Consider the following 24,925-nt stretch of genomic DNA (forward strand, 5'->3'; position numbering starts at 1 on the left):
AACGTAAATGAGTTATCAAGTTTTAGCAAGGAAATGGCGACCTAACCGTTTTGGCGAGTTAGTTGGGCAAGAACATGTCGTTACCGCCATTTCTAATGCGCTTGATAACAATAGATTGCATCATGCTTATTTATTTACCGGTACGCGAGGTGTTGGCAAAACCACTATCGCCCGTATTTTTTCAAAAAGTTTAAATTGTGAACAAGGTTTAAGTGCTAAACCTTGTGGACAATGTAGTACCTGTAAAGAAATCGAAAATGGCAACTTTATTGATTTGCTTGAAATAGATGCCGCATCACGAACTAAGGTGGAAGATACCCGCGAGTTGCTTGACAACGTGCAATACAAACCCAGCCGTGGTCGCTTCAAAGTTTATTTGATCGATGAAGTCCACATGTTGTCAAAGCATAGTTTTAATGCTTTGTTGAAAACCCTTGAAGAGCCACCGCCTCATGTAAAATTCTTATTGGCGACGACTGACCCACAAAAACTACCAGTAACGATTTTATCCCGCTGTTTACAATTTAATCTTAAGGCCTTGTCTCGCACACAAATCAGCCAGCAATTAGATTTTGTACTGGGCGAAGAAGGCATTGTGTTTGATAAAGAAGCGCTTAACCAATTAGCTAGAGCTGCCCAAGGTAGTATGCGTGATGCGTTAAGTCTGACCGACCAAGCCATTGCCCAAGGCAACGGTGTAGTGAGTTTGCAGATTGTCACAGATATGCTGGGCTTGATGGACAAAAATCAGGTGCTTAAGTTAGTTCACGCTATCGTACAAAAAGATAGTGCGGCGGTTATGCAACAAGTCGAGTTTATGGCTAATCAAGCACCAGACTATGGCTTGGTGCTGGCTGAAATTATGAGCTTGTTACACCAAATTGCCTTAACCCAATTTGTGCCTGACGCATGTAAATTAGAAACAATTTCAGCCAGAGCTATTTTTCAATTGGCTAAATCTGTGCCTGCTGAACAGATTCAATTACTATATCAAATTGCCCTAACAGGTAAAAAAGACTTACCCCATGCAGCTGATGCTAGAACAGGTCTAGAAATGACCTTGTTGCGTATGTTGGCCTTCTGCCCTGATAATGTGAAAATGGAAGCGCTAGATATTGTTGCTTTAACTCCAAAGGTTGATGGGCGGTCACAACAAGCTGCCATTCAGGAAACAAGTCAAACAAGCGACCATGTTAACTCAGCCTCGGTAGTGACTAAGCCTACCGCCCATGTTGCTGATGATGTGGTACATCAAAACCAGCCTTTACTTGAACCTGTTGCGGAGCGTTTGGAGCAAAACAGTTCTGTAGCTGCGGTGATAGCTGAAAACCAGTCGCCTGTGCAACAAGACGTCAGTACTGAGTCTTTATCTGAAATATTACCCGAGATTTCACCCGAAATTTCGCCCTTATCCCGACAAGAACAAACTGATGAGTTTGATGATGTTCTAACAACAGCATCAGACATTGACTTATTTGCTCAACAGCAAGATATAATGGCGCAAGCAGCAGACTTTGGTCATCATCAGCCGAACGATTACGAACAATACCAGCCTGTTGCATTGGACGAGCGCCCGCATCAAGCATTTGATGTTGAGCATGAGCCAATCAACAATGAAAATCCTGGGATGCATACGCAGCCTACTGAGCAGCTTACCGGTACAAAACCTACTACCTCGACAGCTGATTTAATAGCACTTCGCAATAAGCTTAAACAAAGACAACGTGATGGGGGGGAAGGGGCTGAACGAGTAAAAAAGTCTGAAAGTGCCAAGCCATTTAATTTAGCCGCGATCCGCAAGCAAAACCAAGAAGCTGCAAATCAGCCTGCTGCTACTTATGACGATAGGCAAAGTCAGGATATACCTGCAGCATCTGCTCCAGTATCTCAACTGCAAGTAACACCTCTTAGCGCAGGCCATGTAATAGATAACTCACCGCCTTGGCCGGTCGAAAACGAGTCACAATCTACAGCGGTAGTTGCACCGATGCCTTCAGCTGAGTTTACACACGTGCTTTCACCCTTGGTCAGCAGCCCTTTCTCAGTAGAAAAAACGCTTCAGGAAGCAGAATACTTCGATTCTAGTGCTCATTTAGACGAAGAAAATGTTGGTGAAGTCACCCAAGAGATTTCTGCTTTTTTACCGAATAAACAAAAAGTCTTAAAAGCTTTACAAATTGATGGCTGGAGTCAATTAATTGAAGATATTCAAGTAACGGCTTTAACAAAACAATTGGCCTTGCACTCTTCTTTTAATCAGCAAGGCAACACAGTCAAATTGATTCTTTTAGAGACTAAAGTACATCTTATTTCTGAAACCGCACAGCAACAGCTTAAAGAGGCGCTGTGTTTAGCACTTAATAGTCCGATTGAGCTTGAAATCGAGCTAGGGCGACCCATTAACACTCCTTATGCTTTGCAATTAAAAGTTAACCAAGTGCGTCATGAATACGCGAGGGAAGTAGTGAAGAGTGATCCCGGCATCCAATTGTTACAAAAACAATTTGCTGCCAAGGTCGACGAACAAAGTATTCGAGCAAGATAGCCTACTAAAATTAGATTTTTTTAAAGAGAGACAGATTATGATGAAAGGTGGAATGGGTAACATGATGAAGCAAGCGCAACAAATGCAAGAGCGCATGCAGAAAAATCAAGAAGAGTTAGCCAAAACAGAAGTCACTGGTGAGTCTGGTGCGGGTTTGGTTAAAGTTACAATGACGTGCAGTCATGCCGTACGTAGAGTTGATATCGATTCCAGCCTGATGGAAGAAGATAAAGAAATGATCGAAGATTTGGTTGCCGCGGCCTTTAATGACGGCGTTAGACGTGTACAAGAAACCACCAAAGAAAAAATGGCCGACGTAACTGGCGGTATGCCTTTACCTCCTGGCTTTAAGATGCCTTTTTAAGGCTTTAGCTACTAGCTTAAATAACCACAAAATAATAATAAACCAGAGATGTAGGTGATGGATGCAGTTTAGCCCCTTAATTAAAGAATTGATTGATGCATTTAAAATACTGCCAGGAGTAGGGCCAAAGAGTGCTCAACGTATGGCGTTTCATCTGTTAGAGCGAAATCGTCAAGGGGCGCTGCAGTTAAGTCATGTGTTGCACAATGCTATGGAACACGTTAAACATTGTGAGCAATGCCGTACCTTTTGTGAAAACAAGTTATGTGAAATTTGCGCTAACCCCAAGCGTCAAGAAAACCAAACTTTATGTATTGTGGAATCGCCGCAAGATATGTTGGCAGTTGAGCAAACATCAGAGTTTAAAGGCCGTTATTTTGTATTGATGGGGCATTTATCGCCAATAGATGGGATTGGTCCGGCGGAAATTGGTTTAGAGCAGTTATCGCAGATACTTGAGAACGACGATATTACAGAAGTGATTTTAGCAACCAATCCAACTGTTGAGGGTGAAGCGACCGCACATTACATCGCGCAAATGTGTAAGACACAAACTATCAAAGCTAGCCGTATAGCTCATGGAGTCCCTGTCGGTGGTGAGTTAGAATTTATTGATGGTAATACTCTCACTCACGCTTTTAATGGTCGCAGAGACATTTAAGCGTTACTTAGTTAGAAACTCAGATAGATAATAATCCAGTGGTTCTGGTCTGCCATGGAAATACCCTTGTTGTAAGTTGAATCCAAGACTGTGTAACAGTGATGCCTGACCTTTTGTTTCAATACCTTCAATTAAACTTTTCATGTTCAGTGAACTCAGCAGTGTTTGAATGCACTCTAGGGCAACAGTATTATTTTCTGTTTGATTTAAAAATGCCCTATCAACTTTTACAACAGAGGCGGGTATGGCATGTAAATAGGCTAAAGAAGAATAACCAGTTCCGAAATCATCAATACTCAACTTAATCCCTTGTTTGGTCATTTGATTGGCAGGAGATTCAGCGGCATCAATATAGGTCAATAATACGCTTTCTGTCAGCTCAATAGTTAGATCCGCAGGTTGCAAATTATAGCGTTTCAATAGCGAGAAGACATAATTACCAAGATTTGGCTCTGATATATGTAAGCCTGAAATATTGACGGCCATAGTGATATGTTGACCAATTATTTGTTTGAAAGTGAGTAGGTCTTTCAGGGCACGGTTGAGGACCCAATTTTCAATATCACGGATCAGTCCCGTTTTTTCTGCCACGTCAATCACCTCTTGCGGGTTGGTATTACCCAGGTCTGGATTATACCATCGCAGTAATGCTTCAAAAGAGGTAATTTGATCGGTGGTTATATCAATTATGGGTTGATAATGTAGGGACAATTCATTGTTTCTTTCAGCTAAAGATAAATTTTGTGCTAGATCACTAAGGCGTTTTAAGCTTTTTTCCATGCAAAATTGATATTCGTTCCATCTTTTTTTACCTGATTTTTTGGCTTCATACATGGCAGCATCTGCGCACATGATCAAATGTTCAATATCATTAGCGTTATCAGGAAAATGCGACAAACCTATGCTAGCAGATAACAATATTGGGTTTTGCTGAGTGTCTAGGTAGGGCATTGAAATAGACTCAATTATTTGGTTCAATAAATCAACTAACTCCTGTTCTGGTAAGTCTTCGTAAACGACAAAAAAAATTCATCCCCACCGAACCTACACAGTGTTGCTGTGGGTAAACTATTTTTTCGCAGTCTGTTGGCGACTTCACACAAAATGATGTCGCCGGTACCATGTCCCAAAGAGTCGTTTACCATCTTAAAACCGTCTAAGTCGATATATAACAAGGTAAGGAGAGTATTCGCTTCCACACTGTTTTGTAACGCATGGGTTAGGCCGCGTCGATTAAATAAGCCGGTAAGAGGGTCAGTCGAAGCTTGCTGTTGTAAGACTTGCTCAGTAGTCTTGCGTTCATGGATATCATAATGATGCAGTAATATAGTGGTGCTGCCTTCCTGATGTTGCGAATTGTCAGCAAACAGGTGATACCAAGTTTCACCTTGTGGTGTATTCATCAACACATCTGCTTCAAAACGTATTCCTTGATTAATACTTTTAAAGATATTTTGTAGTATGTTTGGATCGCACATTAACGTCTCTAAATGTGTCACTTGATGTCCAAAATTTTTAATGAAAGGTGGGTTGCCACTTATAAACTCGCCGCTAATTGAATAACTAGAAACGATAGTTGTGGCGCTAAACGGTGCACTTATGTGCTGCATATTAGCTGTTGTTGCTTCAACCAACATAGCCATTCTGCCATCAGCTAATATATAACCAGAAAATTGGCAAAATGCTTGGGTATCTTCGCCTTTTGGGGTGAAAGACCAATTTTCTTGAATCACTTGATTTTGTTTAAATGCTTGCTGATATTGAATGAGGGTGTTTTTTACTGCTGCAGATAATCCTGTTTTTAAGTCTCTTTCTTTTAGGGTTACTACAGACGGGGAATCTCATAATTTCAGAGCTGCCTGATTTGCCCAAACAATACTGAAGTGCTCAATATCATAAATCCAGATGGCAGTTTGCAACTCGTTTAACTCTATTGGCATGAAACCTCACTAACTTTATTGCAGCCACAATGGCTGAACACGACTATTATATTGTAAATCACTGAAGCTTGTTTAATAGTCAAATTAAAACAAATTAAGAAATCATCCTTGAAAACAAACTAAGCAACCTCATTTACTAGTCATCTTTTATGTAACCACAACTCAGGAGACACTTGGCTATGGCTGAATCAGCCCATCAAGAAACTCATGGATTTCAAACTGAAGTAAAACAATTACTTCAGTTGATGATCCATTCGCTTTACTCAAACAAAGAAATTTTCTTACGTGAATTAGTATCCAACGCGGCTGATGCTGCAGACAAATTACGCTTTAAAGCTCTGTCTAACGACAGTCTTTACGAGGGTGATGGGGATTTGCAGGTCAAACTCAGTATCGATAAAGACGCTGGCACTATAACTATTACCGACAACGGTATAGGTATGAATAAAGCCGATGTGATTGAACACCTTGGTACTATCGCTAAGTCAGGTACCAAAGAATTTTTTGGTAAATTATCTGGTGACGATGCCAAAGATTCACAGCTTATTGGTCAATTCGGTGTTGGTTTTTACTCCGCTTTTATTGTTGCTGATAAAGTCACAGTTTGCACCCGTGCTGCAGGCGATGACAAAGCGCAAGGTGCACAGTGGGAGTCTGCAGGTGAAGGTGAGTTTACAATTGCCGATATTGAAAAAGCTGAGCGCGGTACCGAAATTACGCTTCATTTAAAAGAAGAAGAAAAAGAATTTTTAGATGATTGGCGTTTACGTTCAATCGTCAGTAAATATTCTGATCACATCAGCATTCCAGTAAAAATGTTTAAGGAAGAAGAGCCTGAGCGTGATGGTCCTGATGATACTAAAATACCTGCCGTACCGGGGTTTTGGGAATCAGTGAACAAAGCGACTGCACTTTGGACGCGTGATAAGTCTGAAGTAAGCGAAGACGAATACAAAGAATTCTACAAGCACATATCCCACGACTTCAGTGATCCAATGACTTGGTCACATAATAAAGTTGAAGGCAAAACTGAATACACTAGTTTACTGTATATTCCAAGCAAAGCACCTTTTGATATGTGGAACCGTGATCATAAACACGGGCTTAAACTGTATGTGCAACGCGTATTTATTATGGATGACGCAGAACAAATGTTGCCAACCTACCTGCGTTTTGTGAAAGGTTTGTTGGACTCAAATGATTTACCACTGAATGTGTCTCGTGAAATTTTACAAGACAATAAAGTGACGCAAGCTATGCGCCAAGGTTGTACTAAACGCGTATTACAGATGCTTGAAAAAATTGCCAAAAATGATGCTGAAAAGTATCAAGTATTTTGGGCTGAGTTTGGTAATGCATTAAAAGAAGGCCCTGCTGAAGACTTCGCCAATAAAGAAAAAATTGCTGGTTTGATGCGTTTTGCCTCAACCCATACTGATTCTGAAGCACAAACAGTCTCGCTTGCTGATTACATTAGTCGTATGCAAGAAAAGCAAGAAAAAATCTACTACATCACAGCTGATAGTTATCAGGCTGCTAAGTCTAGCCCACACCTAGAAATCTTCCGTAAGAAAGGTATTGAAGTGTTGTTAATGTCCGACCGTGTAGACGAATGGCTAATGTCTCACCTGACTGATTTTGCTGAAAAATCCTTTCAATCTATCACCCATGGTGCATTAGATTTAGGTGACTTAGAGGACGAAGAGAGTAAAAAAGCCCTAGAAGAAGCAGAAAAGCAAGTTGAAGGCCTAGCTGAACGTGTAAAAGCTGCGTTAGGTGACAAGGTGAAAGATGTTAAATTCACTCATCGCCTTACTAATTCTCCAGCTTGTATTGTTGCTGACGAGCAAGGTATGACCACGCAAATGATTAAACTGATGCAAGCCGCAGGTCAGCCAGTACCTGAAGCGCAGTATCACTTTGAACTAAACCCTGAACACGAGCTAGTTAAACTATTAGCTGATGTGCATGATGAGGAGCAGTTTGCACAATGGACAGGCGTGTTGTTCGACCAAGCGGCGCTATCTGAACAAGGTAGTTTAAAAGACCCAGCAAGCTTTGTGCAGAATTTAAACAAGCTACTAGCTAGCTTGGCAAAATAAACAATAAATAGCAGTAGTTTGCTAACTAAAAACGGGCTTAGATGCCCGTTTTTGTTTTAAATAGGTAAAAGTGGGTTTATTAAGACCTTTGTCGCATATGCAGGGCTTAATATTCTTGTAACATTAAAGTCGAATGTGTAAGGTTGCGGCTTTAATTTTTTAATTTAACTTATTATTCAGAGGACACAGCATGCGCATTATTCTTCTTGGTGCTCCTGGTGCGGGTAAGGGTACACAAGCCCAATTTTTAATGGGTAAATTTGGTATCCCACAAATATCGACTGGAGACATGTTACGCGCAGCGATTAAAGCTGGTACTGAACTTGGTTTAGCGGCGAAGCGTGTAATGGATGAAGGTAAATTAGTTTCTGATGAACTCATTATTGGTCTGGTAAAAGAGCGTATCACTCAAGCTGATTGTGCTAACGGTTTTTTACTTGATGGTTTTCCTCGTACTATTCCTCAAGCTGACGCGATGAAAGACGCAGATATTAAAGTCGATCATGTGATTGAGTTTGATGTGGCTGATGAAGTAATTGTTGAGCGAATGAGTGGACGAAGAGTACACCCAGGTTCTGGTCGCGTTTATCATTTAAGCTACAACCCGCCTAAGGTTGCAGGTAAAGATGATGAAACCGGTGAAGAATTGGCTATTCGACCTGATGATCAAGAACAAACAGTGCGCAAGCGCCTGGGTATTTATCATGATCAGACTAAACCTCTAGTGCATTATTACACTGAGCTAGCCAACACAGGTGGCTGTGCTTACCATAAGCTTGATGGAACCCAAGCAGTTGAAGCGGTAAGCAAGCAACTTGCGACACTATTAGGTTAAGTTACACCTTTATAATATTGATTGAAGCCCGCGTTTAGTGGGTTTTTTTTGCAAACTTTTTTTTGGAGATATTGCATGCACACACCAATTACTGCTTTTTATGCAGGGCTGTTGGGAATCTTGTTTTTCTATTATTCGGCATTGGTTGTTAAAGGGCGCTTAGAGAAAAAAATCCCTCTTGGCGATGGAGGCGACCACCACTTCCAACAAGTGATCCGTGCCCACGGAAATTTTAGTGAATACACGCCTATTGTGCTTATCTTGCTTTTTATTGCCGAAGTAAACCTTAGTCATCCTATTGTTTTACACTTAGCCGGTAGTGCGCTGTTATCTGGACGGTTTTTACATGCCTTTGGTATGCGTCGCCACTCGGGATCAAGTTGGCAGAGAGCGTCAGGAATATTGTTGACTTTTGCCTCACTGTTCACGTTATCAGTAGTGAACATCTTAATTTTATACCGCTAGGTAAATTTATTATTCAAAATAACGGCGCTCACTAGGCGCCGTTATTTTCACACATTTGTACAGGGAGTGTTTTGAAGCTTATTCGTTATTTTCGATAAGCTTACTGCCAATCTCTATTTTTCTGGGCTTCTTCGATTCTGGTACTACACGCTCTAAATCAACATGTAATAAACCATTTTCTAAGTCAGCAGCCAATACTTTAACGTGGTCTCCTAATTGGAATTTACGCTCAAAGCTACGCTCTGATATACCCTTGTGTAGAAATTTCCGCTCTTCTTTACCGGAAGAATCATTGTTTTCTTTTACTGCCTTAGTACCTATTACCTGTAAGGTGTTTTCTTGCACTTCGATGCTCACTTCATCTTTAGAAAATCCTGCAACAGCCATGGTAATTCGGTATTTATCCTCGGCTAATAACTCAATATTGTATGGAGGGTAGGCCGTTTGTTTTTCATTTTTAGAAGCCGTATCAATCATTGAAGCTAGGTGGTCAAAACCAATAAAAGAACGGTAAAGTGGAGATAAGTCGATGTTACGCATTATGTATATCCTTGTAAATTAAGCAATATAAAGTTTAAGTTGCCCCTAAAGTCGGCGGCATTTTTGGTATGGATTTCCTATCACCAACCCATTGTGGGTGCATTAACTAAATTTAGTTAGTGCATCACAAACAAGTCCTATGTTTGTATGTCAACCCTTGCGGCGTCGACCAAATATATATGTAGCTGACAAAATGTTTTTCAATGATAAGATTTAAATAAACGTTTATTTAAATCTTAACTTATTGAAATGAAAAAGAAATAAAATGGAATTTTTTTGATTCTGCTGCTACTAATGCATGGATACGGGTAGTGTCATAAAGTGTGCTTGTAGTGTCGTTTTCATGCACTGATAAACCTATCTTTATGCAGGCTAAAATGAACTCTTGAGCGCCTCTTTGCATCAAGTTTTGAATGACATGTAAAAGTTGACTGTAGGAGTTTTTGTCCACGATGCCAAGCATAATTCTTGGTAAATAACGTGATGAATAACCCCTTGTTCGAAATCAATGGGAATCAACACATTAATGGCAAATTTAACGTTCAATCTAGTTTTGTAAAAACCCTGTTGCATCAGCAATATGCAGCAGGGAGATACTGACAGCATCAGACACCTGTGATGCCATCTTGTGCATAGTGTTGGTGCAAATTAGAAAAAAAAACCGCTCCTGCAGCCTCAAGCGATTTAGCGGAATCGCTTAAAATACTTGCCGTTTTCTGCCAATCACCCTGATGATGCAAAGCTTCTATTTCTGCGAAGTCTAGGCTCACTAATACTAGTTTAGCAGAATGTAAACCACCTAATTGCTGTTTAACCTTGGTTAAATAATTGATAGTAGCTAGCTGTAGACTTCCATCACATGCTACCGATTAGTCCAATAGTTTTCATCATTGTATTCACATCAACTTAAACAAAGACTCGGAGATTATAGTGTTTAATAGGCAAAAAAAAATCGCAATTAAGCTGGTATAAAGTATACATTGGGAACTTCAAATTTATACCTGTGGTAAATAGAATTAGATTAACTTAGATCAACTTAGATAAATTAAAATAGCTTTGGCCAATTCTTTGCTCCACGAAAACTCTTTCGGCAAAAGTTAAGCATGGGCAATGGCTCGTTGATTGGCGGATGTTATATCGTTTTCCTTATAATATTTCGCTCTTACTTCGCTATGACGCAAGAAGCTTCGATGTACTTCTGGCTAAATGTTGACGTGGTTAGTTAAACTGCTTTATCAAATAAACATCACCAAAATATATTTTTAGCAGTTAGGAGAAAATACTAAACAGATAAAGATACTACCGAGTTAATATTAACTCTAAGTGAAAGCGTGCTCGAAAGAGTGCTCAAAGGTGAGGTATAAGGATAATCGAGAATTAACAAAAAAAACTAGCGTAATAACCTCGAATGAGCCCATGTTTTTTTAAGCAGTTTTCCAAATGTTCTTCTTTCAGTACCTGCTAATTCTGCCGCTTTTGTTAAATTTTCAGCCGTTTTTTTCATTATATTATCCAAGTAGTTTTTCCAAATTTCATGACTGTTTTTTCTTTTGCATCCCTAAAACTCAAATCAAAAATTGCTTTCATTTGCGGTAAATCATGTTGCTGCTTGAAATGCTGAGATTCAATATTATTGAGATACAACGTTGTTGTTTCAGCCAATAAGATTTCTTTTAACAAAGCATGCTCAAGCTCTCTAACATTGCCAGGCCAAGGATATTTATGAAGATTTTCAATTGCATCCGGATGAATCGTTTTTTCAGGGATGTGGTGTACATTACAGTGTTTGTGAATAAAGTAGTTTGCTAATAATTCAACGTCCCGACCTCTCGCTCTAAGTGGTGGAAGATGTACATCCATTATATTTAGTCGAAAATACAAATCTTGCCGAAACTCACCGCTGTTAATTTTTGATTGGATATCGGCATTAGTGGTACTGATTATTCTAACGTCAGAATGAAAGGACTGATCAGTGGCCAAAGGTTTATATTCTTTTTCTTGAATAAACCTAAGTAAACTAACTTGGCCTTTTGGAGAAAGTGTGTCTATTTCATCTAGAAACAAGGTGCCGCCATTGGCATGCGCAATCACGCCTCCGCTGGTTGACTGAGCATCAGTGTATGCGCCTTTAACATGCCCAAACAGTTCATTTTCGATTAAAGTATCCGGGATTGAACCGCAATTTATAGCCACAAATGGCTTACTACTTCGATTGCTTAACTTATGAATAGCTTGGGCACAGAGTTCTTTGCCTGTGCCGGTTTCACCATAGACAAAAACAGGCACCGGAAATTCCGCTATTTTTTGTATACGCTGAATAACATCGACAAAATTAATGGATTGGCCGATAAATAGGTCTGCTAAATATTCTGATTTGTTCTTCATTTTTTGCATTCCATGCAAAATCATACCGTGAAAGGGTGATTGATAAGTATCTGCGGTGAGTCGCTAAAAGAATAAATTTTAAAAATACTGTATCTATCTGCAGACTATGTAAACACTAGTCTCAGGCTAAAAATTATAGGAATACAACTCTATTTTTGAAAGCTTTAAAAGGCATATGAAAATAGGTTTTATGCGTTTTTTTATTGATAGAGTTAACTTGTTGAAAGAAATGGAAAATCCCCATTATAACGGATTAAAAACTGGAAACTTTAGTCGATAGCTACTTGATAATAATTAACAGTTGGCTCCGAACCTATTCGTAGGTGTTTTTCCTCACGGTATCTGCGACTCTAAAAAATAAGGGCGACTTAATTTTAGATAAAATAAGCCCACAACGAAGTGGGCAAAAGAAACACATTGTAATTTCATATAACACTTTAGATACGGTTGTAAGGATCATAAACACATATATGTTCATTGATTTGGCTAATTTGTGATTCTCGTTGCACATATGTTGGAGCGCAGTGCGGAATAACTTTAATTTGTATAGCTAAAAACCCAGTAAATACTGGGTTTTTACTTATCGATATGATGTTCTTTTATGCTCGACGTTATGCGTTTGCTGGATTAAAAACTATATTGCGCTCCTACGGAGAACGTACGTGTTTTATTGGGGCGGGCTCCGTAAGGTTGTCTACTGACAATATCTTGTTGGTCAGTTAAGTTTTCGATACGTGCAAATAATTTTAATTCATTAGACACTTGATAGTTACCACTGATGTCGAGTGTAAGGCTGCTATCGGTTTTCTCAAACACCGCACAGGATGCGCGAACACAGACTTCATCTACATATACTGCGTTTGCATATACTGACCAATTATTCGCTTCTAAACCAAGGGATATTTGGCCTTGGTTTTCTGGGATATACGGAATTGAGTCACCTGCACTAACATCACCAAAAAAGGCAGTGTCGGCAATATCGGTATCAAATTCACTGTTGATATATGTGTAGGTGATACTCAATGGAACTCTGATGCCATTAAATTCAGTGAGTGCGGTTTTCAGTATAAATTCAATACCTTGTACCGTTGCGGCATCCCCATTAAAGGCGTCGCCAATTTCACAATTACTGCCAGATGAAGCAGTACATTCACCTAAAAGGTTGTCGTAATCACTTAGGAAATAAATGGCTTCTGCATTTAAGGTATTGTTGGCAAAGCGAAAACCAAGTTCATAGTTAATAGCTTTTTCTTCTCTAACGTTGGGTGAGTTGCTTGGGGCGGTAAATCCTTTATGGGCGCCTGCTACTAATGTCCAGTTGTCATCCATTTTGTACAAGGCACCTAAGCCGGGTAAAACAACCTGAGTATCATTTTCACGGTCATCCCGAAAAGTACGTGTTTCGCCGTCATTAAAACGGGTACGTTTTTGTTGAATATCTTCAAAACGTACACCCGGTGTTAACACCCAATCGCCAAATTCGATACGATCGTATACATGTAATGCTAAAGCTTGTGCTTCTTGTATTCTGTTTCCGGCATTGCCTAATTCACCGAAATCATTAAGTTGCAACTTACCGTTAACTTGTTGGTAAGTACTGTTACGCTGTAAACGATCTTCTTCGTCTTCATGCACTCTTAAACCCACTTCTAACTGATGTTTGACCTCACCTATTGTTTGATCCCAATACAAACCAAACTGAACGCCGCGTGAGTAATATTCACGAGCATTAGAGCGTAATTGAATACTACCCTGGGCAGTATCAATATCGCCATCTAATATACCCTGCAGCTGGGTGGTGCTAATACCATTGAGGCTTTCATTATTATTCAATGCGGAAATAACATTTGCCCAACTATTGCGAGAAAAGTCTTGCGCGTTATCACTGCCATCAAAATCAATGCCTTCAGTTTTAAACCAATTGCGCTCATGTTCATTATTATAGGCTGTTGCTGTGAAGTTCAAATTAGAGTTGATTTCAAAACCATATCGTAAAATGACTTGGCTATGTTCAGTTGAAATATTATCAAGTTCAGACAAGCCATAACGTCTAGTACTCTTTTGGTTGAAATCAACATCTGTTAACCCCAAATAACTCTGTTCGGAGCCTTGCTCAGTCATTTGTAACTTTAGCTCAACACTGTGCGCTGAATTTGTGGGCGCATAGGCTAGCTTTGCAGTGAAATCGGTTACGTCTAAACCTGTATTGATGTCACTTCGGTCTATATCTTGAAAACCATCAGACTGCCATTGGTGCGCCTCTATTAGATATCCAAAACCGTTATCGAGTTTGTCGCCAAAATTAGCATGTAAGCGATAGGTTGCATCTTGTGCTGCTTCTAATGTGACTTGCCCGCCACGTGTTTCTGGAATAGGTGTAGACACCATATTCAATGCGCCACCAATAGTGTAAGGCCCTTGAGTAATCGCTGCAGGGCCTTTCACTACTTCGATGGCACTCATTCTGCCAATAGTAGGGAAATAATACGCTGACGGAGCAGAGTAAGGAGCCGGTGCAATCAGGATATTATCTTCAAGTAGGGTGATTCTGCCACTACGCTCTGTTGCCACACCTCGAATACTGATGTTTGGTCGCAAACCGTAGCCGTCTTCAACTTGTACTGATACACCTGGAATTTGACGAATAACTCTTTGAATGTCGCTGTAAACAAATTTAGCCAGTTCCTCCTCACCAATATATTGAGCAGCGCCCGTAGCTGCTTGTGCACTTGTTGCGCTACCGTAAATAGTGACGGTTTCGTCTGCGGTTTTTGGAGAATGTGCAATGGCACTATTTGCCAATAATGTAAGGGCAATGGTGGATGCTAGAATGTTCTTTTTCATGAATAAACTACCTATAGATGCGTCAAGGATAAAACGTTAAAAGGAAATAATTTGTCTGGGCAGGATAATAAGTAAATATTAATCTAAATGCAAATGATTCTTAATAAGAGGTGTAAATTTGTTGAATCAAATAATGGATATCAAAAAACCGACAAAATGTCGGTTCTTATTTTTGAAGTCATGGGTCCTCAAACCATTAAGCTTCAGTTACTTGCTTCAAGTAACGGTTAAAACTATCTTGGTTGGCTTCCTTTGTCGATACACACTGCTTGGCTGAATAGATGGCTATATCATAGCTGCGAGCCATACCCTCAAAGTTTGCTTTTTTATCTGCAAAGAACTTTTCGGCGAGTTTGATATTGTCTGCATCACAAGAGGTTGAGAAGTACTCTGGCATTCTGGCCATGTGATAGGCGGGCATTTTCTTGGATAATGCTGTAAAGTTTCTGTCCATCCAAGCATAAAACATAGTGTGATCATCCAATCCACTCATTGCTGTATACACAGTATTAATCGTATTAGCAGGACTAACATGTTCCGACAAAGCAAAGTCTAAGGTTTTCTCGATTTTATTCTCATTGATGAATATCATCGCTCGGCTAATTGTGCCTCGCGTGCTCGCATCCGAATGACTGATGTAATAATCTTTGAGCTTAGTAAACCAGTCTTGCTCACTAAAACGAGCCATATTTCTTAATGCTCTGGTGGCGATACTCCTTGGCACGCTTGTGAGGTCAGCCAAGTATTTATTAGCGAGCTCAGTACTGACCTGTTCTACCTGAGGCGTGTTTGCATAGCGACTTAACATACCGTACACCGAGCCCCGTAAACGCGTTGTATCGGTTGAGTCGTCGGGTTGGTCGACTACACCTAAACGTTCGAACCAAGGCGTGAGTTTTTTAGTAACAAATTGACCGAACATCGCCTCATTATTGACATCTACCAGATATAGAAAGTCATTCATCGTAGCCACAACGGCACTACCAATCATCGGGTCGCTGTCGTCAACTAAGGCATCCATGGCCGCCATCATTTCGTCTAACTCAATTTCACCTGCAGAGAACAATGCTTCAATATTATACAGTAGGGATTTTTTCTCTCGTACATTTAATAGTGACATATCCTTAAGTAAGGCTGAGATTTGCTTAGTTGACACTTTCCAGCGCATATAACCCATGGCGTTTTCGTTGGGGAAAATCCAATCTGCCTCAGCAAGTTCACTAACGGTTGTTTTGGCCTCATTTAGGAACAAATTAGTGCGGGATACTTTACCATTTTTCTTGTAACGAATAGCAAGAGGCACAATCCAAGTTTGTGGTTCGACTTTTGCACCTTCTAGATGATATCGAGACTGGCTAACCTCTCCATTTGCAGCAAACTCAATTAATGGATAGCTCGGCTGCTCTAGGTAAGTTTTCATCATGGCAGGTACATCGAAATCGGCTACAGTGAATAATACTTTCCATAGGTCATCGGCCTGAGCATTTTGCCAAGCGTTGTTTTTCATGTACATTTGTATGCCTTTTTGAAAGGATTTTTCGCCCACCATAGACTCGATAAGTTGCAAAATAGACTCACCTTTACTGTAATTCAAGCCGAGTCCGTCCATTACATCCGTTTGGCTCTTCACCACTTTCTTAACCGGCCTTACTGTTGGGCTTGCGTCAGCACCAAATGCACCTTCTTGTACTAATCGTCCTATAAAGTTTTGCTCCGGGTACAGGTCCATCATCACTTTACTGGCCATCCACGAAGCGAACGCTTCGTTAAGCCATAAGTCATCCCACCATGCCATGGTGACTAAGTTGCCGTACCACATATGGGCTAATTCGTGGGCAATCACGTTTAACGTGCTGCTTTGTTCGGCTAAGCGGGGTTCGTCTTCAAGTAATAATAAACTACTGCGATAGGTCACTAAGCCAGCGTTCTCCATCGCGCCAAAAGTAAAATTAGGTACGGCTATAAAATCTAGTTTTTCATATGGATAAGGTGTACCAAAATAACGTTCTAGGTTTTGTAAAATTCCAGCTGTGTTTTTGGCAGCAAATTTGGTTCGCTGAGCCTGCCCCTTAGGTGTGTATATTTTACTTGGTACGCTTAAACTTAGAATGTCATAGGAGTCTAATTCTCCCACCGCTAAGGCCACTAAATAAGAAGGCATTGGTTTGGTTTTATTAAATTCTACTGTCTGCCAACCGTCTTTTAGTGTGCGTTTTTTCACTAAAGTATTCGATAAAACGGTATGTTTTTCAGGGGACATGATCGTTACTTGATAAGGAATTTTAAACCCAGGCTCATCAAAGCTTGGAAAAGCTCGTCTCGCGTACATATCTTCAAATTGCGTAAAAATATAGTTCAGCCCCTCAAACTTTGACAAATACATGCCATCTGATGTGGTATTAAATTTTCCATCAAACACAATATGCAAAGTGTAGCGATTAGCTGTAATATTTTGGTTGGCTTTGGCGTGTTGAATTTCGTATTCATGGGACGTAACCGTAAGTGGTATACGGGTATCACCTTTACTCAAATAAGCTTGTTGGATATTCAGCTCTTTTTGGTAAAAACCAATCGTATCAGTGGCCTTTGTAACATCAATCGTAATGGCTGTTTCACCACTAAATACGGGGCTATCTGGGTCAACCTTCAGTGTGATTTGTTGAAAACTAGGTTTTATAAATGTGGATAATCGGTAAGCAGTTTCTTTGGCATAGCTGTTGACTGAAGCAGTCATACTTAACATAAGCCATAAACATAGATGTTTAAGCTTCATGTAGTTCCCTGAAAGTATCTTTTATAGTGAGCCAAAATGGCTATAACCGATGCACACTAGATAAAATATCAAAAAATGCAATCTTGAAATGGTTAATAAATGTGTATTGATAATGAGTTGAGTGCTAGAAACGCTTATAAAAAAAGGCGCTAATGCGCCTTTATCTGAACTCAATGTGTTTAAGCGATGATAGGAAACTGATAATCCGCTAAGCTTTTTCTCAAAGCTAATTTATTGAGTTTGCCTGTGGCGGTATGCGGCAATTCGTCAACAAACACCACATCGTCAGGCATCGATATTTTATGCAGAGTGTTGCTTAAATACTTTAACAGCTCATCGGTGGTTAAACTTGCTCCTGCTTGACGGACCACTACTAGTAGTGGGCGTTCTGTCCATTTCGGATGATAACGTCCAATCGCTGCAGCTTCGGCTACGTCTGGATGATTCACTGCTGCATTTTCAATTTCTATGGAACTTACCCATTCACCACCAGTTTTAATCACATCTTTGGTACGGTCAGTAATTTGTAAATAACCTTGTGGGTTAATAGTGGCGACATCACCTGTATCAAACCAGCCAAGTTCATCTACAGGGCATCCTTCTGAGCCAGGTACTTGAGATAAACCGTAATAACCACTGCAAACCCAAGGGCCTCGCACTTTAAGAGCCCCAAAGGCGACACCATCCCATGGTAATTCACGATTACTATCGTCAACGATACGCATTTCTATACCAAATACACCTCGACCTTGTAAACATTGTAAGTCGATCTCTTCTTCTTCAGATAAATCTTCCATGCCGGATTTTTTGCAGTAAATAGTGCCAAGTGGGCTGGTTTCGGTCATACCCCAGCCTTGGATAACTTCTACATCATGTTGATGTTTAAATCTTTCGATAATGATCCTAGGGCAAGCCGCGCCACCAACGCTAGCGCGTGTAAGGGTGGGTATGGTTTTACCTGTTTTATCTAGGTAGTCCAATAAAGCTAACCATATGGTAGGTACACCAGAACTAAACGTGACTTTTTCGGTTTCAATCAGATTTTGTAGTGATTCACCATCGGCCATTTTAGGCCCTGGCATCACCATTTTTGAACCTGCCATTAATGCTGCATAAGGTGCGCCCCAGGCATTAACATGGAACATAGGCACTATGGGTAAAGTGGTTTCTTTATAAGAAGCTGCGACTACGTCTGGCATGCTGCCGCCTAATGCATGCAGAAGTGTAGAACGGTGGCTATACACCACACCTTTAGGGTTGCCCGTAGTACCAGAGGTATAACACATGGCGCTGGCAGTATTTTCATCGAATTCAGGCCAATCAAAGGAAGTGGACTGCTTACTTAAAAGTGTTTCGTAACAGAATACGTTAGGTAACGTTGTTTTAGGCATGTGGGCTTCATCGGTTAAAATGATATAACCCTCAACCTTAGGAAGATGATCTTGTAGTGCTTCGAGTAAAGGTACGACCAACAAATCAACAAAGATAAACCTGTCTTCTGCATGATTGATAATGTAGTTAACTTGCTCAGGGAACAATTTAGGATTGATGGTATGACACACCATGCCACTGCCAGATACCCCATAATAAAGTTCGAGATGACGGTAATCGTTCCAAGCTAAGGTGCCGATGCGATCACCAAATTTAGCACCTAGTTCGGCTAAAGCATTGGCCAACTGACGACTACGATTAGCAAAGTCCTTGTAAGTATGTCTATGTCTTGGGTTATCTGCTGTTACAGACACAATTTCCGAATCTGGAAAGTTCTTGTCTGCATGGCGTAATATTGAAGAAATCATCAATTGGGAGTTCATCATCAAAGCTTGCATATTTTTCCTTTAAATTAACTAATGTCTTTAAATACAAATGCTGTCTCACCACAGTTGACTCCGCATGCTGCGCACTGAGGTCTAGCTGAGCAGAGAAAATGGTAAAAGAACTAAGTTGTCTTTTTCTCTGGTCGCGGTACTTTACATTCGGCACTCGGCACTATTTTTGTATTCTGTGGTTTAAAATTTTTTGTAGCTTGTGGCTATTTACTACCAAGCAGTCACGCCGCCATCGATGGCGATAGTCTGCCCCGTCATATACGAATTACCCGGAGACAAAATCAATAACATGGCATTCACTACTTCTTGGGGGGTAGATAAACGTTTCATAGGTGTACCTCTGGCCAATTGAGCTTGACCTTCTTCTGATGCATATTCACCTAAAATAGCGGTGGGACTATAGAAGGGGCAAATTGCATTGCAGCGGACGCCTTTTCTTGCATATTCCACTGCTGCCGTTCTGGTTAAACCTACTACTGCATGTTTAGCTGCTGCATAAGCGCCGCCTTTTGGCGCACCGCCTAAACCCGCTAGAGAACTGATATTTAACACATGGCCTTCGCCTTGTTTCAGCATCGCCTCAATTTGATATTTCATACCAAACAGCACGCCATTCACGTTGACGTTAAATTGGCTATGTAGGGTATCTTCAGTCAATTTATGTAAGGGAGTTAAATCGTGGGCAATGCCAGCATTGTTGACGCCAATGTCCACTCGGCCAAACTTTTCTAAGGCTTTGTCGACCATATTTTTGCAATCGTGCTCTTTGGAAACATCACACAACATCGACATTGCGTTGTCCTGATCGGGTAATGAAGCAAGCGTCTCATCTAAGTTTTGTTGGTTGATATCACTTATCACCAATTTACATCCACGTTTAGCCAGCCCTTGAGCTAACAATCGACCAAAACCGCCTCCTGCTCCGGTAATCAATGCTACTTTTCCGGTAAAATCTAATAATTCATCCACTAAATTGTTCCTATTCTTTTTATTTGAAAATTTAAATCAGTTATTTATTTAAACTCTTTATAAAACGCGCTTATAAAGGATTGGCATTCATAAAGTTTAGTAATACTTCAGCTAGTTTTTCACCTTGATCTTCTTGTAAAAAGTGACCTCCTTTTTCAATGGTCGTATGCGCTTGACCTTTACAGCCTGGGATCAATTTTTGCATGATCTTGTCTCCACCGGCCGTAACAGGATCTGAATCGCTGAAAGCGGTGATAAAAGGCTTATTAAATTGTTGCAGTATTTGCCAAGCTTGTCTGTTGGCTTCGCTTGCTGGATCTTCTGGTGTGGTTGGAACCAGCAAAGGAAACTGTCTAACACCTGCCTTATAAGTTTCATCAGGAAAAGGTGCGTTATAGGCGTCAAGTACATCAGGACTGAGTGACGTAACAGTGGCTCCTTTTATAACCCCAGCTACTGGAAACACTTCTACCTGTTGCGAAAACGTTTGCCAATTTAAGAATGCTTCGTTGGGTGAATGGTCGCCAGTAGGGAGCATTGTGTTGGCTGCCAAAACACGTGAAAACACATCAGGATGTTCTGCTACTAAGCGTAACCCCAATAATCCGCCCCAATCCTGACAAACTAACGTTATATCTTTTAGGTCTAATTGAATAATGACTTGGCGTACCCAATCAAGATGTCGCTGATAGGTATAGTCGCTTCTTTCAGTTGGTTTATCAGACTTTCCAAAGCCAATTAAATCTGGAGCTATTACTCTATAACCTTCTGAAACTAATGGATTTATCATCTTGCGATACAAGTATGACCAACTAGGTTCACCGTGCAGCATTAAAACTATATTGGCATCCCTTGGACCTTCATCTACATAATGAAGTTTTAAGGAGCCGCCTTCAAAGTCATCAACCTGCAAAAATTGAGGGGGGTAACAAAAGTCTGTTATTTGTTCAAAACAATGTTCAGGAGTAGTCAAAAATTGCAATGGTGTCTCTCAATGTAACGAAGTTGTAAAATATTCGTATTGTAGAACACCAAAAGTACTGTGAAAAGTCAACTTGCTCAGACTAATGCAAGATCATCCATTTAGTGAATAGAAGCAGTGCTTAGGTTAGCTACACCAATAAAGGCTGCTTATTCTGCAGTATAAAACCAATAAATTAGAATGATTGGGAAGGGTAGCCTAATATCCTTCACAAATATTAAGCTGGTAAGAGGTCTACATGAGTCAAGTCGAATCAAAAACAGTCAATAGTGACGCGGTAAACTACGAACTAATTGAAACTCCATCTGCAAATAAAGTTGCGGTGTTATGGATGCAGAATCCCCCTGTAAATGCATTGTCTAAATCTGTACGTGTTGGACTTATCAAGCATTTAAATGCGGCTATTGCTGATGAGTCGGTTCAAGTGATAGTTATTTCTTCGAAGCAGAGTTTGTTTTCGGGCGGAGCTGATATCAGCGAATTTTCAGGTGGTGATTTAGAGCCTAATTTGCCAGCAGTATTAGATGTAATTGAAAATTCACCCAAGCCAGTAGTTGCAGTTTTGAATGGTCCCGCATTTGGCGGCGGTCTGGAAGTAGCTTTATCTTGTCATTACAGATTGACGTTCGCGTCTAACAAAGTCGGATTGCCTGAAGTTAACCTAGGTATTTTACCTGGTGCCGGCGGAACACAACGTTTGCCCCGATTGGCAGGTGTACAGCAAGCACTAGACATGATTGTTTCTGGTCGCCCAGTTGCTGCTGATAAGTTACCTGGTGTATTTGATGTTGTGGTCGATAGTCCAGAAACATTGCTTACAAGTGCATTGGCGTTTTGCGAAAAAGTGATTGCTGATGGCAGCAAAGTACGTAAAACCTGCGATGTGAAAATTGATGTTAGTAGTGCACCAAAGGAATTATTTGCCCAATATCGTCAAGGTTTAGCGACCAAGGCCAGAGGTTTCTTTGCACCTGAACGGTGTATCCAAGCTGTAGAAGCATCGGTCGAATTACCTTTTGCTCAGGGTTTAATTCGCGAAGGCGAATTGTTTATGGAATGTATGCGTTCTAAAGAAGCGCGCGCGCAGCAGCATTTCTTCTTTGCTGAACGTGCAGCATCTCATGTCAAAGATTTTGATAAAGAAACACCAGTAAGAGATATCAAACAAGTGGGCATTATTGGTGCAGGCACCATGGGTGGCGGCATCGCTATGAACTTTGCGAACGCAGGTATTCCTGTGATCATGCTTGAGCTTAAACAAGATGCTTTAGATAAGGGTTTGGCGCTCATTCGTAAGAACTACGAAAACTCAGCTAAAAAAGGCAAGCTCACTGCACAGCAAGTCGAAGACAGAATGGGACTGTTAACTGGCTCCACAGAATACGCAGCATTGTGCAATGTGGACCTTGTGATTGAAGCGGTATTTGAAAAAATGTCGGTTAAACAAGAAGTATTTAAGGCTTTGGATGCAGTGTGTAAGCCTGGCGCTATTTTAGCCTCTAACACCTCTACGTTAGACATTGATGAAATCGGTGAAGCCACTAAACGCCCTGAAGATGTGATTGGGTTACATTTCTTTAGTCCAGCTAACGTGATGAAGTTGCTTGAGGTAGTTAAAACCAGCAAAACCTCTCCTGAAGTCATTAAAACCACTATGAAGATGGCTAAGAAAATAAACAAGGTTGCTGTATTAGTTGGAGTTTGTTTTGGTTTTGTCGGCAATCGTATGATTGAAGGATATGGCCGTGAAGCCAACCGCATGATGCTTGAAGGGGGCACACCGGAGCACATCGATAAAGTCATTTATGACTTTGGTCTGCCTATGGGGCCTTTCACAATGGGTGATATGGCTGGTCAAGATATTGGTGCCTTTGTGCGTGAATCACGCCGCGAATTTATCAAGCACGACCCAAGCTACTGCATCTTAGCTGACAAGCTAGTAGAGCAGGGCAGAGTAGGATTAAAAGTCGGTAAAGGTGTGTACTTGTACGAAGCGGGTAGCCGTAAACCCATTCCTGATCCAAGTGTACTTGAGTTAGCGAAGCAGGTTGCTGCAGATTTAGGTGTAGCGCAACGTGATATCAGCGATCAAGAAATCATTGAACGCATTATCTTTCCAATGATCAATGAAGGTGCGTTGATTTTAGAAGAAGGTATTGCTGCCAAGTCGAGCGATATAGATGTGATTTATGTGTATGGCTATGGCTTCCCTGTTTATCGCGGAGGACCAATGCAGTACGCTGATGAAATAGGTTTGAAAACAGTATATGACGCAATGTGCAAATATCGCGATGAGTTGGGTGAACATGGTAAAAACTGGTTTGAACCTGCTCCATTATTGAAAAAATTAGCTGAGCAAGGCAAACGTTTCTCTGACCTTTAGTCACCGGACATTGTCTTACCATTAACGAATTATAGAATGTATTAAAGAGAATATTATGAAAGAAGCAGTCATTGTATCAACCGCTAGAACTCCCATCGGCCGTGCCTATAAAGGCGCGTTTAATAACCTGGAAGCGCCAAGTTTAGGTGGCCATGCTATCCGTGAAGCAGTAAGGAAGTCTGGTATTGATCCTGCCAGTGTAGATGATGTGATCATGGGCAGTGCCTTAACTCAAGGTAGTGGCGGCATGAATATAGGACGTATGGCTGGTTTAGCTGGTGGTTTACCCACGTCAGTGTCAGGTATGACTCTTGACCGCCAATGTAGCTCAGGAATGTATGCAATTGCTACAGCGGCAAAACACATCATTACAGACAACGTGCCAGTAATGGTTGCTGGTGGACTTGATTCGATTAGTTTAGTGCAAAACAAGGCAATGAATACTCATCGTATCGTTGACCCAGCCCTGGCTAAAATGCATAAAAATATCTATATGCCAATGTTACAAACAGCTGAAGTGGTCGCTGCTCGTTATGGTATTAGTCGTGATGTGCAAGACGAATATGCTTATCGCAGCCAAATGCGCACGGCAGCGGCTCAGGCTGCAGGTAAATTTGATGATGAAATTGTGCCCGTAACTGCAACCAAAGTAATCATTGACCGCGAAACGAAAGTTGAAAGCTTTCAAGAAGTGACTTTGAGTAAAGATGAAGGCAACCGTGCTGAAACCACATTAGAAGGTTTACAAAATTTAAAGCCTGTTATCGAAGGTGGTGTTATCACTGCAGGTAATGCTAGTCAGTTATCTGACGGCGCATCTGCCAGTGTAATAATGAGCAGCAAGTTAGCTGAACAACAAAACTTGACACCATTAGGTGCTTATCGCGGTATTGCTGTGGCAGGTTGTGAACCTGATGAAATGGGTATTGGTCCGGTTTTCGCTATTCCAAAATTACTCAAGCAGCACGGCTTAACGATGAATGATATTGGATTGTGGGAGCTGAACGAAGCCTTTGCGGTACAAGTTTTATATTGCCGTGACAAGTTAGGTATTGATGACAGTATTTTAAATGTAAACGGTGGCGCTATTTCTGTAGGTCATCCTTACGGAATGAGTGGCGCACGTATGGTTGGTCATGCACTGATTGAAGGTAAGCGCCGTGGTGCTAAATTTGTTGTGTGCACCATGTGTATCGGTGGCGGAATGGGTGCTGCAGGTTTATTTGAAGTTTATTAAAAGATGCTGAGAGCTTCTAGCCGTTCGATATGAGCTACAAGCAACAAAAAGCAAACGATTAAGAAAGAGAT

At 40.8% G+C, this 24,925-nt stretch carries 18 protein-coding genes; 8 read left to right on the forward strand and 10 right to left on the reverse strand.

Annotated features, from left to right (window positions below):
- The first annotated feature begins 7 nt into the window (after window positions 1-7).
- The 3 genes from dnaX (at window position 8) to recR (ending at window position 3,570) form a co-directional block, all read left to right on the forward strand.
- Window positions 8-2,545 (forward strand): DNA polymerase III subunit gamma/tau, encoded by a 2,538-nt coding sequence (dnaX, locus tag C427_RS07430; protein WP_007637507.1) that lies wholly within the window; start codon window positions 8-10, stop codon window positions 2,543-2,545.
- A gap of 34 nt (window positions 2,546-2,579) precedes the next feature.
- Window positions 2,580-2,909, forward strand: a complete 330-nt coding sequence (locus C427_RS07435) for a YbaB/EbfC family nucleoid-associated protein (RefSeq protein ID WP_187292411.1) — start codon at window positions 2,580-2,582, stop codon at window positions 2,907-2,909.
- A 61-nt stretch (window positions 2,910-2,970) separates the two neighbouring features.
- Window positions 2,971-3,570 carry a recombination mediator RecR gene (recR, locus tag C427_RS07440; RefSeq protein ID WP_007637509.1) on the forward strand — a complete coding sequence of 200 codons (600 nt, stop codon included), beginning with the start codon at window positions 2,971-2,973 and terminating at the stop codon, window positions 3,568-3,570.
- Between the two features lie 3 nt (window positions 3,571-3,573).
- Here the strand turns inward: recR and C427_RS27270 are convergent, their stop codons facing one another.
- Together C427_RS27270 and C427_RS27275 are read right to left on the reverse strand one after the other, a co-directional pair.
- Entirely contained in the window at window positions 3,574-4,548 is a 975-nt protein-coding gene (locus tag C427_RS27270) for a putative bifunctional diguanylate cyclase/phosphodiesterase (RefSeq protein WP_015430630.1), read from the reverse strand.
- A gap of 8 nt (window positions 4,549-4,556) precedes the next feature.
- Window positions 4,557-5,303 carry a diguanylate cyclase domain-containing protein gene (locus tag C427_RS27275; RefSeq protein WP_015430631.1) on the reverse strand — a complete coding sequence of 249 codons (747 nt, stop codon included), beginning with the start codon at window positions 5,301-5,303 and terminating at the stop codon, window positions 4,557-4,559.
- 386 nt (window positions 5,304-5,689) lie between these two features.
- On the opposite strand from C427_RS27275, the gene htpG reads away from it, so the two are divergent.
- The 3 genes from htpG to C427_RS07465 all read left to right on the forward strand — a co-directional run bounded on the left by htpG (window position 5,690) and on the right by C427_RS07465 (window position 8,912).
- The gene (htpG, locus tag C427_RS07455; RefSeq protein WP_007637511.1) at window positions 5,690-7,612 is read left to right on the forward strand and encodes a molecular chaperone HtpG; all 1,923 of its coding nucleotides are present in this window, start codon (window positions 5,690-5,692) and stop codon (window positions 7,610-7,612) included.
- A gap of 190 nt (window positions 7,613-7,802) precedes the next feature.
- Window positions 7,803-8,447 (forward strand): adenylate kinase, encoded by a 645-nt coding sequence (gene adk / locus C427_RS07460; protein ID WP_007637512.1) that lies wholly within the window; start codon window positions 7,803-7,805, stop codon window positions 8,445-8,447.
- Window positions 8,448-8,522: 75 nt separating this feature from the next.
- The gene (locus C427_RS07465; RefSeq protein ID WP_007637513.1) at window positions 8,523-8,912 is read left to right on the forward strand and encodes an MAPEG family protein; all 390 of its coding nucleotides are present in this window, start codon (window positions 8,523-8,525) and stop codon (window positions 8,910-8,912) included.
- A gap of 78 nt (window positions 8,913-8,990) precedes the next feature.
- Here the strand turns inward: C427_RS07465 and C427_RS07470 are convergent, their stop codons facing one another.
- The 8 genes from C427_RS07470 to C427_RS07505 all read right to left on the reverse strand — a co-directional run bounded on the left by C427_RS07470 (window position 8,991) and on the right by C427_RS07505 (window position 21,234).
- Window positions 8,991-9,452 carry an Hsp20 family protein gene (locus tag C427_RS07470; RefSeq protein WP_007637514.1) on the reverse strand — a complete coding sequence of 154 codons (462 nt, stop codon included), beginning with the start codon at window positions 9,450-9,452 and terminating at the stop codon, window positions 8,991-8,993.
- A 605-nt stretch (window positions 9,453-10,057) separates the two neighbouring features.
- Window positions 10,058-10,222, reverse strand: coding sequence for a hypothetical protein (locus tag C427_RS28775; protein ID WP_007637517.1), 165 nt, complete (start codon window positions 10,220-10,222; stop codon window positions 10,058-10,060).
- A gap of 733 nt (window positions 10,223-10,955) precedes the next feature.
- Entirely contained in the window at window positions 10,956-11,837 is an 882-nt protein-coding gene (locus tag C427_RS07480) for a sigma 54-interacting transcriptional regulator (RefSeq protein WP_007637520.1), read from the reverse strand.
- A 627-nt stretch (window positions 11,838-12,464) separates the two neighbouring features.
- Complete coding sequence (locus C427_RS07485) at window positions 12,465-14,681, reverse strand: TonB-dependent receptor family protein (protein WP_007637522.1); 2,217 nt, start codon at window positions 14,679-14,681, stop codon at window positions 12,465-12,467.
- Between the two features lie 196 nt (window positions 14,682-14,877).
- Window positions 14,878-17,454, reverse strand: a complete 2,577-nt coding sequence (locus C427_RS07490; protein ID WP_007637526.1) for a M1 family metallopeptidase — start codon at window positions 17,452-17,454, stop codon at window positions 14,878-14,880.
- Window positions 17,455-17,633: 179 nt separating this feature from the next.
- Window positions 17,634-19,283 carry a long-chain-fatty-acid--CoA ligase gene (locus tag C427_RS07495; protein ID WP_007637527.1) on the reverse strand — a complete coding sequence of 550 codons (1,650 nt, stop codon included), beginning with the start codon at window positions 19,281-19,283 and terminating at the stop codon, window positions 17,634-17,636.
- Window positions 19,284-19,493: 210 nt separating this feature from the next.
- The gene (locus C427_RS07500; RefSeq protein WP_007637528.1) at window positions 19,494-20,252 is read right to left on the reverse strand and encodes an SDR family NAD(P)-dependent oxidoreductase; all 759 of its coding nucleotides are present in this window, start codon (window positions 20,250-20,252) and stop codon (window positions 19,494-19,496) included.
- Between the two features lie 70 nt (window positions 20,253-20,322).
- Window positions 20,323-21,234 carry a haloalkane dehalogenase gene (locus C427_RS07505; protein ID WP_007637529.1) on the reverse strand — a complete coding sequence of 304 codons (912 nt, stop codon included), beginning with the start codon at window positions 21,232-21,234 and terminating at the stop codon, window positions 20,323-20,325.
- Between the two features lie 238 nt (window positions 21,235-21,472).
- On the opposite strand from C427_RS07505, the gene C427_RS07510 reads away from it, so the two are divergent.
- A complete protein-coding gene (locus C427_RS07510) occupies window positions 21,473-23,617 on the forward strand; it encodes a 3-hydroxyacyl-CoA dehydrogenase NAD-binding domain-containing protein (RefSeq protein ID WP_007637530.1) in 2,145 nt (714 codons plus the stop codon).
- 55 nt (window positions 23,618-23,672) lie between these two features.
- Window positions 23,673-24,854, forward strand: coding sequence for an acetyl-CoA C-acyltransferase (locus tag C427_RS07515; protein WP_007637531.1), 1,182 nt, complete (start codon window positions 23,673-23,675; stop codon window positions 24,852-24,854).
- Window positions 24,855-24,925 lie beyond the last annotated feature (71 nt).

The organism is Paraglaciecola psychrophila 170, assembly GCF_000347635.1.
Classification (GTDB): Bacteria; Pseudomonadota; Gammaproteobacteria; order Enterobacterales; family Alteromonadaceae; genus Paraglaciecola; species Paraglaciecola psychrophila.

What these genes read in the sequence shown, in the direction of transcription:
- C427_RS07470 (WP_007637514.1), bottom strand. Translation starts at nt 9,452, where the DNA reads ATGCGTAACATCGACTTATCTCCACTTTACCGTTCTTTTATTGGTTTT.
- recR (WP_007637509.1), top strand. Translation starts at nt 2,971, where the DNA reads ATGCAGTTTAGCCCCTTAATTAAAGAATTGATTGATGCATTTAAAATA.
- C427_RS07515 (WP_007637531.1), top strand. Translation starts at nt 23,673, where the DNA reads ATGAAAGAAGCAGTCATTGTATCAACCGCTAGAACTCCCATCGGCCGT.
- C427_RS07495 (WP_007637527.1), bottom strand. Translation starts at nt 19,283, where the DNA reads ATGCAAGCTTTGATGATGAACTCCCAATTGATGATTTCTTCAATATTA.
- dnaX (WP_007637507.1), top strand. Translation starts at nt 8, where the DNA reads ATGAGTTATCAAGTTTTAGCAAGGAAATGGCGACCTAACCGTTTTGGC.
- C427_RS07480 (WP_007637520.1), bottom strand. Translation starts at nt 11,837, where the DNA reads ATGAAGAACAAATCAGAATATTTAGCAGACCTATTTATCGGCCAATCC.
- C427_RS07490 (WP_007637526.1), bottom strand. Translation starts at nt 17,454, where the DNA reads ATGAAGCTTAAACATCTATGTTTATGGCTTATGTTAAGTATGACTGCT.
- C427_RS07510 (WP_007637530.1), top strand. Translation starts at nt 21,473, where the DNA reads ATGAGTCAAGTCGAATCAAAAACAGTCAATAGTGACGCGGTAAACTAC.
- C427_RS07485 (WP_007637522.1), bottom strand. Translation starts at nt 14,681, where the DNA reads ATGAAAAAGAACATTCTAGCATCCACCATTGCCCTTACATTATTGGCA.
- C427_RS07465 (WP_007637513.1), top strand. Translation starts at nt 8,523, where the DNA reads ATGCACACACCAATTACTGCTTTTTATGCAGGGCTGTTGGGAATCTTG.
- htpG (WP_007637511.1), top strand. Translation starts at nt 5,690, where the DNA reads ATGGCTGAATCAGCCCATCAAGAAACTCATGGATTTCAAACTGAAGTA.
- adk (WP_007637512.1), top strand. Translation starts at nt 7,803, where the DNA reads ATGCGCATTATTCTTCTTGGTGCTCCTGGTGCGGGTAAGGGTACACAA.